Annotated in this window: 19 protein-coding genes and 1 tRNA gene; 11 read left to right on the top strand and 9 right to left on the bottom strand. The window is 51.6% G+C overall.

The window, feature by feature from the left end:
• On the top strand, positions 1-226 hold a 226-nt coding region (locus DXY38_RS13855), incomplete at its 5' end, for a hypothetical protein (RefSeq protein WP_206749669.1).
• A 118-nt stretch (positions 227-344) separates the two neighbouring features.
• On the opposite strand, the gene DXY38_RS00850 is transcribed toward DXY38_RS13855, so the two are convergent.
• Complete coding sequence (locus tag DXY38_RS00850) at positions 345-551, bottom strand: hypothetical protein (RefSeq protein ID WP_006853447.1); 207 nt, start codon at positions 549-551, stop codon at positions 345-347.
• Between the two features lie 207 nt (positions 552-758).
• On the opposite strand from DXY38_RS00850, the gene DXY38_RS00845 reads away from it, so the two are divergent.
• From DXY38_RS00845 to DXY38_RS00830, 4 genes are all read left to right on the top strand, one after another.
• The gene (locus DXY38_RS00845; RefSeq protein ID WP_170952809.1) at positions 759-983 is read left to right on the top strand and encodes a hypothetical protein; all 225 of its coding nucleotides are present in this window, start codon (positions 759-761) and stop codon (positions 981-983) included.
• A gap of 393 nt (positions 984-1376) precedes the next feature.
• The gene (locus DXY38_RS00840; RefSeq protein ID WP_244278948.1) at positions 1377-1538 is read left to right on the top strand and encodes a hypothetical protein; all 162 of its coding nucleotides are present in this window, start codon (positions 1377-1379) and stop codon (positions 1536-1538) included.
• A gap of 133 nt (positions 1539-1671) precedes the next feature.
• Complete coding sequence (locus DXY38_RS00835; protein ID WP_244278947.1) at positions 1672-1926, top strand: hypothetical protein; 255 nt, start codon at positions 1672-1674, stop codon at positions 1924-1926.
• Positions 1927-2290: 364 nt separating this feature from the next.
• Positions 2291-2830, top strand: coding sequence for a hypothetical protein (locus tag DXY38_RS00830; protein ID WP_244278946.1), 540 nt, complete (start codon positions 2291-2293; stop codon positions 2828-2830).
• Positions 2831-3075: 245 nt separating this feature from the next.
• Here the strand turns inward: DXY38_RS00830 and DXY38_RS00825 are convergent, their stop codons facing one another.
• From DXY38_RS00825 to DXY38_RS00815, 3 genes are all read right to left on the bottom strand, one after another.
• Positions 3076-3375 (bottom strand): DUF3104 domain-containing protein, encoded by a 300-nt coding sequence (locus tag DXY38_RS00825; RefSeq protein WP_115070064.1) that lies wholly within the window; start codon positions 3373-3375, stop codon positions 3076-3078.
• Between the two features lie 109 nt (positions 3376-3484).
• Positions 3485-3874, bottom strand: a complete 390-nt coding sequence (locus DXY38_RS00820; RefSeq protein WP_115070063.1) for a hypothetical protein — start codon at positions 3872-3874, stop codon at positions 3485-3487.
• Positions 3875-4032: 158 nt separating this feature from the next.
• Entirely contained in the window at positions 4033-4569 is a 537-nt protein-coding gene (locus DXY38_RS00815) for a DUF2808 domain-containing protein (RefSeq protein WP_244278945.1), read from the bottom strand.
• Between the two features lie 611 nt (positions 4570-5180).
• Between DXY38_RS00815 and DXY38_RS13565 the strand changes: the two genes are divergently transcribed.
• The gene (locus tag DXY38_RS13565) at positions 5181-5339 is read left to right on the top strand and encodes a hypothetical protein (protein ID WP_170952808.1); all 159 of its coding nucleotides are present in this window, start codon (positions 5181-5183) and stop codon (positions 5337-5339) included.
• Between the two features lie 35 nt (positions 5340-5374).
• Here the strand turns inward: DXY38_RS13565 and DXY38_RS00810 are convergent, their stop codons facing one another.
• Positions 5375-5827, bottom strand: coding sequence for a hypothetical protein (locus DXY38_RS00810; RefSeq protein ID WP_244278944.1), 453 nt, complete (start codon positions 5825-5827; stop codon positions 5375-5377).
• A 388-nt stretch (positions 5828-6215) separates the two neighbouring features.
• On the opposite strand from DXY38_RS00810, the gene DXY38_RS00800 reads away from it, so the two are divergent.
• Complete coding sequence (locus DXY38_RS00800) at positions 6216-6563, top strand: hypothetical protein (RefSeq protein WP_244278943.1); 348 nt, start codon at positions 6216-6218, stop codon at positions 6561-6563.
• 518 nt (positions 6564-7081) lie between these two features.
• On the opposite strand, the gene DXY38_RS00790 is transcribed toward DXY38_RS00800, so the two are convergent.
• On the bottom strand, positions 7082-7501 hold the full coding sequence (locus tag DXY38_RS00790) for a hypothetical protein (protein WP_244278942.1): 420 nt from the start codon (positions 7499-7501) through the stop codon (positions 7082-7084).
• An 18-nt stretch (positions 7502-7519) separates the two neighbouring features.
• Between DXY38_RS00790 and DXY38_RS00785 the strand changes: the two genes are divergently transcribed.
• The 3 genes from DXY38_RS00785 (at position 7520) to DXY38_RS13910 (ending at position 8402) form a co-directional block, all read left to right on the top strand.
• Positions 7520-7705 (top strand): hypothetical protein, encoded by a 186-nt coding sequence (locus tag DXY38_RS00785; RefSeq protein WP_115070058.1) that lies wholly within the window; start codon positions 7520-7522, stop codon positions 7703-7705.
• A 254-nt stretch (positions 7706-7959) separates the two neighbouring features.
• The gene (locus tag DXY38_RS13560; protein WP_170952807.1) at positions 7960-8103 is read left to right on the top strand and encodes a hypothetical protein; all 144 of its coding nucleotides are present in this window, start codon (positions 7960-7962) and stop codon (positions 8101-8103) included.
• 104 nt (positions 8104-8207) lie between these two features.
• The gene (locus tag DXY38_RS13910; RefSeq protein ID WP_244278941.1) at positions 8208-8402 is read left to right on the top strand and encodes a hypothetical protein; all 195 of its coding nucleotides are present in this window, start codon (positions 8208-8210) and stop codon (positions 8400-8402) included.
• 269 nt (positions 8403-8671) lie between these two features.
• Here DXY38_RS13910 and DXY38_RS00770 read toward each other — a convergent pair.
• Positions 8672-8745, bottom strand: a tRNA-Arg gene (locus tag DXY38_RS00770).
• A 66-nt stretch (positions 8746-8811) separates the two neighbouring features.
• Here DXY38_RS00770 and DXY38_RS00765 point away from each other — a divergent pair.
• Entirely contained in the window at positions 8812-9594 is a 783-nt protein-coding gene (locus tag DXY38_RS00765) for a helix-turn-helix domain-containing protein (RefSeq protein WP_115070057.1), read from the top strand.
• Between the two features lies 1 nt (position 9595).
• Here DXY38_RS00765 and DXY38_RS00760 read toward each other — a convergent pair whose 3' ends face one another.
• The gene (locus tag DXY38_RS00760; RefSeq protein WP_006853466.1) at positions 9596-9835 is read right to left on the bottom strand and encodes a hypothetical protein; all 240 of its coding nucleotides are present in this window, start codon (positions 9833-9835) and stop codon (positions 9596-9598) included.
• A gap of 20 nt (positions 9836-9855) precedes the next feature.
• The gene (rsmI, locus tag DXY38_RS00755) at positions 9856-10722 is read right to left on the bottom strand and encodes a 16S rRNA (cytidine(1402)-2'-O)-methyltransferase (protein WP_115070056.1); all 867 of its coding nucleotides are present in this window, start codon (positions 10720-10722) and stop codon (positions 9856-9858) included.
• Between the last annotated feature and the right edge of the window lie 3 nt (positions 10723-10725).

Below are 10725 nucleotides of genomic sequence, written 5' to 3'. Positions count from 1 at the left end.
AAAACAAAACCAACGAGATTGGAAATGGCGTGTCTGCAGTGAAGATTTCAGCCACCATCAGGTTTTGATAGCTGCATGCCTCCAAGACTTGTCATCCACGATCCACTCACTCAAGCGGGAAGCAACTGGACAAAAGCTCATAAAGCCAGGTTCACTCTGCGTGTACATAGAAAAGACTTCTGCTGTTGCTAAGCAACACTTGGGACCACAGGCAGACGATCCATAACGTGGACAAATCATGGCTTCTCTCCGTTTTTTTTATCATCTCGCTCATTGATGGTGCCAACTGAGCAAAGGATGAGATATCCACTAGAAAGCCATGAATCATGCCCATGGCCAATCACCTACTCGACCAAATCCAAGGCTTGAAGCACTTTCAAGCGAATTCCTCCGAGTTTGGCCCAAGCTCGTAAGGCCTCAGCCTTCGAGGCATAGGGCCTCCAATCATCTTCAAGAATGCGACGCTGCATATGAATCGCTACGCGTTGAACAACAGCTCGATCACTAGGACGATCGAGATAGATCGTTGTCCCGTTGAGCTCAAAATTCATATCACTCCGAATCTCTTCGCAAGGTGCTGATGTTGATGTCGCTGCTAATGACCCTAAGCCACCCTCTCAACGTCGAAATCCACTTTGATGGTGAAAAGGCCGAAGCACCATTGAAACAGGGAGGAGTGAAACCTTCAAACCGTACCTCTAACCGAACAGCCGTTAAGGAACAAAACCCAATAGATTTTTCTAAGCCTGATCGAGCCAATGACCAATCATCGCTTGTCGATTGAACAAAAGTTCCAGCTCGAAGCGGCTTTTAGAGAGATTGATGCTTGCGACGACATCGGCAAACTTCGTGAAATCACCAAAGCCATCATCACAGCCCAAGAAAATGAAAAGGCCTTCGCAAGAGAAGCTATTTCGCGAATGCGTCAAGAAATAGAAGCCCAGACAAGTTCTCATTTTGGCTTTAATCGAGCGGCTGGGTAACCAGCAGCAAATGCTGCTCCAATCCTTCAAACAGTCTTTCTTTACCAATTAGAATCGCTACAACAATCATTCCCAAACACGTTATCGACGCTGCGAAGCAAATCACCTGGAATCAAATTTTTTCCATTTCCTGATCAGCATCCACTGGATTCTATTGACTTGCCACTTTTAACATAAATCCCCATCTTTAAATATCTTGATTTACAAGATCTACAATACAGTCAATTTGCATCTCATTTTAATGGATTGACCCATCTGATCTTGCCTAGCACCAGCGCTAAACATTAATGACGTTCACGCCGGTTTGCGCAAAAAACATGACACCAAGCAAAGATTGGGGCATAAAGGGAAGACACAGCAGATGCAGACATGCCATTACCCAAATGGGAAACGATGACTGACGAAAGCCAAGCGCTGGTTAAGAAGACCGGTCTCGGGATCGGTGCCGGGCTCTTGGTGGTTTGGGTGGCTTTGGGATTCATCAAAGCCATCCTTCCGATCATTTTCCTTGGCGGTGCCGGCTACTTAGGTTGGAAGGTCCTCAACACAAAGTAGTGCTGGTTGGCGATCCAGCCATCGAGCTCCAGTGTTGGCTGAGAGGGAGCGATCGCTACGATCTTCAAGAATCAACGCCTCTCCATCTGAAGTGATATCAAAGGACTTCGACTATTCGGCCTCGATTTCATTGATGGACGTGAGGGAAAACTTACCTTTCATCGATCCCGAAAATCTCTCATCCCAAGATGTGCTGGAGGTGCTACTGCATCTCTTTCGGCAAAAGCCAGGATTTATTGACCGGGGCCATGAAATCAACAACAAAGAAACGGCCTGGGTGAATGCGTTCCTCTTTCGACTCAATCCTGGCATCGATCACGACGGCATGGAAGCGTTCGTTGTTGAGGTCATCGGCTCTAGCGTCGACCGGATGGCAAAGCTACGTTGACCATGCTCAATCCGGAATCATTGCAATTAGCAAGCCGTATTGAGGGGAATCAGATCTCAGCTTGTTTTCCCTGTTCCATTCCTGAGTGCTCTGCCCTCTCCAGTCAAAGTAGTGAACCAACAGGGAGTTTCGGCCGCATATTTCTCGCTCATACCTCCATCGCACAAGCCGAAGAACTTGCAGCCGCTGTTGTCGGTGCCATACGACTCCCCAGTGGGTGGTGTTCCGCGTTCTAGCCCCACTTCCTTTCTTTGATCTTCCGTGAACTTCTGGAAGTGGAGATCAACTTCGAACAAATCCGCGGCCTGAGCGTGGCAGAGGCCGGAGTGATTTTTATCGGCTGTTCTGGATGGGAGAAGAGGACATGCAAAAAGCCGAATTTGAAGGACTACTCGAGAAGCACGGGTCGCAAGCATGGACCTTCACGGTGAAGGAAGATCCCGAGCTGGCCGCTCAATGGCGCTCCCTTGCCCAGCTACCGGCAGCCACCTTAGGAGCTGCTGTTTGGCAGCACTATCAGAGCCATGGCTTCACCATCCCTGGGGAGCTCGGCGGTGCCAATGCCGCCCTTGCGCATCACGATTGGCTTCACGTCCTGGGTGGATACAACGTGGATGTCATCGGCGAGGTAGAGAACGCCGCATTTGGAGCTGCCAGCAGCAGCGTCCCGGGCTCAACGCTCTGGTTTTTAGGCGTGATGGCGATGTACGAGGGAGGACTCTTTGACAGTGTCGTCGCCGGCAGCCATCCGCACCAAATCTCTAGCGCGGGCACGCCGGAGCGAGTCGCCCACGCCCTGCGGCGCGGACGGGAATGCATGCAGGACCTACTCGCCATCGACTATTTCAGGGTTGCCAATCAACAGCTGGTGGACCTGCAAGAAGCCTGGGGCCTCAAAGACTGACCCTGACAGCATGAACAAGAAGGGGATTCATCTCAACCTTGAGAGAAAAAGCAATAAAATTCCAAGAAAGAAGGCCTAAAGAGAAAACTCTTCACACCTTTGATTAGCGCCTCGCTTACTCATCTCTACAACGAATAGCACCACTCAATTTGTCATCAACTATTGCCAATAAAATCTTAAACCAGAGTGAAGCCTCTTGCTTAAGAAAGGCATCCGCAAGGCCCTTACCATCAAAAACTCGTGATTTATGCCATCAGCTGCAGACCATCCAGTGATCGGACAATGTGCGTGACCTCATCACCGTTCACCCAATGAATCACGCCATCATCGACATCTGAAACTTGAAACATTGTGTTCACCATCGGATCCCTAGCTCCCCCCTCACAGAACACCACCTGTCCCATCCACCAATTGTCATCGACTTTTTGAGCCACCCGCCTCTCCGCCTGCACGATGACAAAGTCACCAGAACTAACGCTCAAAAATGCGGGAATATCCTGGCTCGCAAACGGACTCTTGCCCTGGAGAGGGTGATCAATACTCACTAGTACGCCTGAACCACTGCTCGCGTTCTAGGGCGTCTGCATCGGTTGGTCAAGCCCTTCCCAAGCCCTGCCAGACCTTGGGTTTCTGCTGAGCAACGGGATCGTTACTTCAGAGAGGAATGGTGATTGACCACTTGTTGCGCCTAAAACCCCAACGCTTCCCTGAATCCTCGGCTTTAGGGACACTGTCAAAAAGAAAACCTTTGGGGTCACCAGGGCGTTGACCAATCTCCTTGGCTCCATCCAGAGGGATCTCAGATCCAACGTAGTGATCGCCCTCCTTATGGCACAAGCGCACTGGAGACTGCGCGTAACTGGTCCAAATCCCTGTTCTTTTCACGGTGTATTGGCCGGCACTCTCCGCCCATTGATTGCAAACCCTAAGCGCAGCCTCAGGCGACTCATAGCGATTGAGAGCCTGAATGAAACTGATGCAATTGGGCACTTGCGTAATAACCAGAGCCGCCAAAAGGAGCTGTGTGATTCGACTAGAAGTCATAAAAGCTCTTGATTAGGCCACGCCTAAACCATATTGAATCTTTTTAGAGACAAGGGCAGACTCCCTAAAATTCCCAGCCAGCCCCATACCAATCCAACCGCTAGCAGATTTTTGCAAAGGAATCAGCACTCCATCAAAGAGATCAACTGCAATTACGATTAGAAGCGAATGTTTGATCTATAAATGTCCAAACGCAGGACTGGGCCAAGCGTTTGCGAGGGCGGTAGGGAAGGAGATTCGGGATAAAAACTTGCCGACCACTCGTAAACTCCCTGCCTAGGATTAATACTTGGGATCACAACACTAACAATCTCACCAGGCTTAATGGAGGGACTGAAGATAATCTCAGTGATTCCACTCTCATCATTGGACTGGAGACTTGCAAGACCCTTTTCTCCACGCTTACGCATATCATAAAAGCCAGAATAAACAGAGAGATCCTTACCCCGCCATTTCCACTTCTCAGTGCCATTAATTTGCGACAAGGCAATTCTTTTGAGATTCGCCCCAGCATCTGCGGGTAGCTCTAATGAAATAACGGGATAAGACCTCTGATAGGCATTGGAATATGAATTGTGGATCGAAATATTTCTGGGAGGACTTTGAAAAAACTCCTGACCATATAGCTCTGTCGCATGCGCGCTCAGCGGCTGAGCAAAAAGAAAAAGAAGGGGGAGCGCGGCAGCTTTATTCACGGATCCTTTTCTTTTGATTCTAGTCGGCAACATCTTTCAGGAAGAAGAATGCAGCCGCCACACAGTCGGTCGCGAGCGAGTCAGCTCCGCCTTCTAGCTAGTTCTTACAGACGCTATTGAACGAATCGAATAAGGGGGTCTCGACAAAAAGAGAGCCCAGTCAACGCGTGAAGCCATGAAGCGATTGGGGCTGCAGGGTGGTCTTAGTAACCACCGAAACGCAGCGCAAGCTCTAAAGCCCCATAACCAAAAAGGAACGTGCTTCCAAGCAGTGCCAACTCTTTTTTCGAACTTGCCATAGAAAGGAGGGAGGAACCCACCAGCAACGCTCCAAAGAATCTAAAGGGAATCTGAAGCTCCAATATTTAGAAAACTATCAATCTGGTCATTATGAGCGGCCTGTTTACTCAATTTCATGAAAAACGCTTAACAGTGAGCACTTTTAGGTCCCCGCGCAATGTTTCTATTTATCTCTAGCGAAATAAAAGTGGTTCAGCCTCCGTCGCCGGCACGCAGGCTTCACGCCCCTCCACAGCGAGACTTTTGCGGCTGAGAAAGCCTTGCTTTCTGGATTTCGCTTGGCAGACTGGGCCACCTAGCCGATTGTCCTCTTGTCAGTCGATCGCCATTTGAGAGCCGTTGCGGCCACCTCCCCAGCAGATGCAGCGCGTCTTCAACAGGAGGAGCGTCTCCGCACACCTGGCGTCATGAAAACCCTGGTGACGCCGAGAGTCAATCTGGAGGAAGGGCTACGGCAGGGCAGCCGCTGAATGAAAGGGAGCCTGGACAAAATCCATCGCGATCTTCATGGGCCTGGGGAATCGCCCATTCTGAATGGAGAAGAAAAACTTGAAGACAGGACTTCCCAGAGGCCTGGACGCTTAGCGAGCTCATTTTTCGCCTCCACAATCAGCTCGTTCTGGGTGTCTTGATCAAGGGCAAGAGTGTCACAAAGACGGGCAAAAGCCTTTTCCTCATCGGAGTTAACCGTGAATTGGTAAGCATCCCGAGAGGAGGCAATCACCATGTAGGACAATTTTGCCGTGAGAGCTCTACATTCTTCAGGGATCTCCTCCGCCAAAACCTCCAAATCATTGGGATGGCTGAAAGCTGCGGCCCAAGAGGGAATGGCGGCTTCTTTGAGATAACGCTTACTAAGAGATTCCAAGAGCTCCTGCTCCTCAGGTGCCATATTCCCGTCCGACACAGCCATCAATTTAAGGATCTGGATAACAACTCCTGCCGTACGGAGATCCATAATTACATCCATTTTAATTACCATAGCGTGGCAACTTAATATCAACAAAGTTTTCACCACTTTTTAAGTGTGCTTCGGCATTTCCTGTTCCTAAACAGCGGCTCCAAACATGCCATTGGTTCCGGTGACTAAATGCCTGATCAGCTCAATTTCGATCGACGAATGGAGAACCTCAGGGACATTTTCCTTCCAGCTAGGCTCGTTAGCTGACACGCACATCTTTAAACGAGCAACCTTTGCAATAAAACCAGGGCTAGACGGAATAAAGAAGGAAATCAATAAGACGTTGGCTTTGTACGCGCCCTAGAGGCAAGCTGGACCCGCCAACTCTGTCCTGAAACAGCCCTGAGAATGATTGCTACATAGAGAAAGCTGTTGCTGCTCGTTGATGGGAACCAAAACTGCGATCTTGGCAGCTGTGCTTTCTGCCATCGCTCCAATGCGAGTGGTGATGGCCAACGAGCCAGGGCTAAGTGCACAGGATGTTGTGCGCCGCTACAGCAAGACAGTGGCTTGCCAAATTCATGAGGAGAGACCCAGCCAGTACGCCAAGGTCCAGTTGGAGCCTGGCATTCAAGATGGTTTTGGAGCTATCTGGCTGGTGGGTTGGACTGGTGACCTGGGTTGTATGGGAGGTCATGGCACCCAACGTGTGCAGATGACCAATGGGCTGACAGGAATGGGGCACTCTCAAACAAGTGACAGAGCGGTATCTCTGGCTTGGTCCATGGGGTAACGGCCCACGTTTCAAGCGCCTGTCTTGAGACATAACCTTGACCCTGCTCTGTGGAACCGCAGTGGTAAAACACTGCAAGTCGTGATCAGCACAGACCCAATATTCACGGCCCGAGCCAAACTGACGAAATGAAACGTCTTCTACGGCTTCTTAAGCGACTGACAGGCAAAACGCAGAAGTCTCCGCTTCATACGCCTGAGGAGTTGGAGTGCTTTAAACGGGATGCCATTGAGAACCGGGGCAAGCACTACTAATGCAGGGCGCAATTGCACTGGGGCTGGTGGCTGTTCTGTTTCTTGGCCTTCAGGTTTGGTGGCTCAGCAAGGTCTTTTTAAATCGTCCACGGCAGCCAAGACCCATCGGCGATTCAAAACCAAGGGGAGCCAATTCACTCCAAAACGAACGTCATGCTCTGGAGAAGATCTTTGGGAAATCCTGAGAACCAATACAGCGCTTTCAGAGCACCCAGCCCCCACGAAGGCCCCACGAAGGCCCCAGCTAATTCAGCGCAGATCTGCTTAGAAGTAGAGAAGACTGGATCGGCACAGATGCAGCGCCTTACGCGCCGAATCAACCGATGCCGTATTGGGTGTGGTCAATCCTTTTGGAACCACGAGTGCGTGATTGAGATCCAGACGAACCCGGGCAGAGAACCACGATCCACCACCAGGCAACGATGCACGGCAAACATGATTTTGTTCACGATCCACCTTGCGCTCAATCAACCAACCATCAACGCGATCAATCGTTTGAAAATTCTGAGCAAGGGCTGATGTTCCCATCAGCGAAACAAGCAGCAAGAGGCATTTCATACAACAGAAGACACTCGCATCGACATTGACATGGGTGAAAGGATGAAAAGCAACGTGAGCAACATCACAGCAGAGCTTGATACCTGTCATCACAGAAGCCATGGATTCGAGAGATGGTGAATCCATCGAACCCATCTCGCTTCCATGAACTTCACTCTCCCTGGCTTCGAGTCCTGGAACTTCCAAATCGTGTTTTATGGAAGCGTCCTGATTCTTGAAGCATTCCGTGATAGCGAAACGCTAAGCACCGTGCTTCAGCCAATGGACGACACACGCAAGGCCGCTCATGGATTGATCAACGCGCCAAGCTGCACCCTGATCGGACATTAAGGCGGAAGCCAAGCATCCTCGATGTGATGCCAAACTCGTACTTTTTGAGTGCATTTGTTGAAGCAGAGATAGCTTTATGAATGGAAGCGTCTAAACGTCACTTCCATTCAGCTTTGCGGCCAAGACCAGATCGGCTTGCGTTAGGCCATCAATCTTATGGGTGTCAATCAGCGCTTCCGCATGTGCCCAGCCCAGGGAAAACCCAACATGGAGTCCCCTCCTTCCGTAGCCTCAAGATCAAGAGACGTTGACGCATGGACGAAGACAGCAGAAAGGCCAAACGAACGACTTTTGCCTGGGTCATCGGAGCCAACGTCGCAGCATGGGGTCTCTACTTCGTTCTAACGAAAGTTGTGGGGATCGATTTTGAGATGATTCGCCAGGCCAACTACGGCTGACTCAGGAAGAAGCGCTTGGCGGGCTGCTTAGAACGTACTTTTAGACACACAAATCCTTGGCGTCGTCACAGAAGGTGAACAAGTCAGCATTTATTTCTAATTAGATGTTTGGCCTCTTCAACAAAAAGCCTGGGGTTTGCAATGTGCTTGGTGATTCAATCACCCTTCGCCTAACGGCAGACCAGACCGATGGCAAATACAGCGTTGCTGAGTTTGCGACACCTGGTGGCATTAGACAGCCCCCTCACACCCACGACTGGAATGAAAACTATGTGGTTTTAGAGGGAGATCTAACCTGAATATTGGTGGACATCCAACCATCGTTGCCACTGGCGAATCCTATTTAGTGAAAGCCGGTACTGCTCATGCGCCAACGCCTAATGGCGATCTCTGTCGCTACGTCATGATCGGCCAACCTGGCTGGGATGACATGAACTAGGTCGTCGAGATTGTAACCAAGGAGGGCGTCAAGATCGCAGCGCCCAAAACCAGCCAGAGGGAAACGCTTCACACCGCGCTTGGGAATAAAAAAGAGACTCAGCTTTTGCTGAATCCCCTCAAGCCATAACGCCCCCTGCTGGATTCGAACCAGCGACCGACTGCTTAGAAGGCAGTTGCTCTATCCAGCTGAGCTAAGGGAGCATCAGGCCATTTTGACAGTTGGCGTACACCACCCCGCTTAAGCTTGAAAGCTGTGCGGTACAGACGATGGCCCCCAGCCGGCTTAACGACAGCCACAAGCAGGAAATTGTGGAGCGGTACCGCGCTGGAGAAACAAGCGCTCATATCGCGGCAGCCTTCGGATGCAGCGCAAACACGGTGAATCGCACCGTTCGGTCTTTGTTAAGCGCTGATGAATACGCCGAGCTCAAAATCCAGCGTGCTGCCAAAGGGACGGGTTTAGAGAGCTCTGCTTCAGAAAGCAGCGCGCCTGACTCAGCACCAAGCACCAACGCGGAGGGCAGCGAAGAAAGCGTGGGGAGTGAAGCTGATGGCGATGCTGTTGAAGATGAAGATGGCAATGGAGATGGTGATGGCCAAATCCTCGCGCTCGATGATGCCGAAGATTTCGGTGGCGCCGATCTCGACGACAACGAGACCTTCAACACGGACGACGAAAATGTTTTCCATGAGATAGCCGTGCTCCCGGTGGACCTTCCCCAGGTCACCACCCAAGAAGTGATTTGCCGGCCCTTTGCCTCTGAACTTTTGCCAGACAGCGTCTACATGCTTGTCGACAAAACGGTGGAGCTTGATCCTCGGCCACTCAGTGAGTTCCCTGAATTGGGCCTCAGTGACCCCTTAGAGCAGCAACGCCAGGCTTTATGCCTCTATGCAAGTCCACGTGCTGCCAAACGCCAATGCGGCCGCAGTCAGCGGGTGATCAAAGTGCCAGACACCCAAGTCTTTGAGCAAACATCGTCCTACCTGCTTGCTCGTGGCATCACGCATTTAGTGGTTGAGGGATCCCTCTTTTCACTCAAGTCCTGATTCAGCGGTCTGGGTCTGAATCAGGCGCTGGCGCCAACACCGCAGCCACACTGCCACCGCTGATGATTCCGAGCACCAAGCTGACGCCAACAATGAAGCCGGAGGGAAGGGGGGCAGACCGACCAACGCCAAGGTTGAGGCGATAGCGATCATTCAGATTTTGTGCACCAAGGCAGAGCACTAACAGCAGCGTTAGCCCACTCCCCAAACTCAACAGCAGCAGTCGTAGCCGGATCAGCATCGCAATCGCTTTTGACTTGATCAGTCTGACGGTTCGCTCACTGCGTGAAGTAACGCATAAAGCTCCCGTTTCGAACGTCCAATCCGACTGGACAACAGCTTGGCCGCATCCTTGGCACTCATCCCCTCGGCGGTGAGTGCCAACAACTGCTCACAGCACTGCGTGTCGCTTAAGGCTTCGATCTCGAAGGGTGGGGCTCCTCCCAACACCACAGTGCATTCCCCCTGGGGGGGGTGCTCTTGAAAATGCATCCGCGCCGCGCCAACGGTTGGCCCCACCTGTTGCTCATGCCGCTTCGTGAGTTCTCGAGCCACTTGTAACAGTCGCTCCTCACCGCAAAGCTCAAACAACTCTTCCAGCAGTTGGCACAAACGATGAGGGGCCTCATAAATCACGCTGGTGCGCTGCTCCGTTGCGATGAGGGCCAGTCGGTCCCGGCGTTCTCTGCCTTTGGACGGAAGAAACCCCTCGAAACAAAACCGGTCGGTAGGAAGCCCGCTGCTCACCAGCGCCGTCGTCGCCGCGCAAGGGCCAGGAATAGAAATCACCTCACAGCCAGACGCACGCGCAGCAGCGACCAAGTCCTGCCCAGGATCACTAATTCCTGGCAAACCGGCATCACTGATCACCGCCACGCTGCGGCCCTCTTCCAATTCCAGCAACAACTGGGGAATCCGCGTGCGGGTGTTGTGCTGATGGAAGGAACACCGTCGAGCCTCTGAACCGATACGGCTCAGCAGCTGTCCGCTGTGCCGCGTGTCCTCGCAAGCAATGGTGTCCACAGCGATCAACAGATCACGCGCACGAGGCGACAGGTCACCGAGATGGCCAATCGGAGTCCCTACGACATAAAGGACGCCAGCCTCAGGTTCAGCGCGTTGCTTCACAAT

The sequence above is a fragment of the Synechococcus sp. UW179B genome, from assembly GCF_900474245.1.
GTDB lineage: Bacteria > Cyanobacteriota > Cyanobacteriia > PCC-6307 > Cyanobiaceae > Synechococcus_C.
This window is presented reverse-complemented; position numbering and strand designations above follow the sequence as displayed.

Excerpts from the sequence above, each read along its gene's own strand:
- DXY38_RS00810 (WP_244278944.1), bottom strand. The coding sequence starts at position 5,827 with ATGGATCTCCGTACGGCAGGAGTTGTTATCCAGATCCTTAAATTGATG.
- DXY38_RS00845 (WP_170952809.1), top strand. The coding sequence starts at position 759 with ATGACCAATCATCGCTTGTCGATTGAACAAAAGTTCCAGCTCGAAGCG.
- DXY38_RS00765 (WP_115070057.1), top strand. The coding sequence starts at position 8,812 with ATGGCCCCCAGCCGGCTTAACGACAGCCACAAGCAGGAAATTGTGGAG.
- DXY38_RS00820 (WP_115070063.1), bottom strand. The coding sequence starts at position 3,874 with ATGACTTCTAGTCGAATCACACAGCTCCTTTTGGCGGCTCTGGTTATT.
- DXY38_RS00840 (WP_244278948.1), top strand. The coding sequence starts at position 1,377 with ATGACTGACGAAAGCCAAGCGCTGGTTAAGAAGACCGGTCTCGGGATC.
- DXY38_RS00785 (WP_115070058.1), top strand. The coding sequence starts at position 7,520 with ATGAACTTCACTCTCCCTGGCTTCGAGTCCTGGAACTTCCAAATCGTG.
- DXY38_RS00800 (WP_244278943.1), top strand. The coding sequence starts at position 6,216 with ATGGGAACCAAAACTGCGATCTTGGCAGCTGTGCTTTCTGCCATCGCT.
- DXY38_RS00835 (WP_244278947.1), top strand. The coding sequence starts at position 1,672 with ATGGACGTGAGGGAAAACTTACCTTTCATCGATCCCGAAAATCTCTCA.
- DXY38_RS00830 (WP_244278946.1), top strand. The coding sequence starts at position 2,291 with ATGCAAAAAGCCGAATTTGAAGGACTACTCGAGAAGCACGGGTCGCAA.
- DXY38_RS00850 (WP_006853447.1), bottom strand. The coding sequence starts at position 551 with ATGAATTTTGAGCTCAACGGGACAACGATCTATCTCGATCGTCCTAGT.
- DXY38_RS13560 (WP_170952807.1), top strand. The coding sequence starts at position 7,960 with ATGGACGAAGACAGCAGAAAGGCCAAACGAACGACTTTTGCCTGGGTC.
- DXY38_RS00790 (WP_244278942.1), bottom strand. The coding sequence starts at position 7,501 with ATGGATTCACCATCTCTCGAATCCATGGCTTCTGTGATGACAGGTATC.
- DXY38_RS00760 (WP_006853466.1), bottom strand. The coding sequence starts at position 9,835 with ATGCTGATCCGGCTACGACTGCTGCTGTTGAGTTTGGGGAGTGGGCTA.
- DXY38_RS13910 (WP_244278941.1), top strand. The coding sequence starts at position 8,208 with ATGTTTGGCCTCTTCAACAAAAAGCCTGGGGTTTGCAATGTGCTTGGT.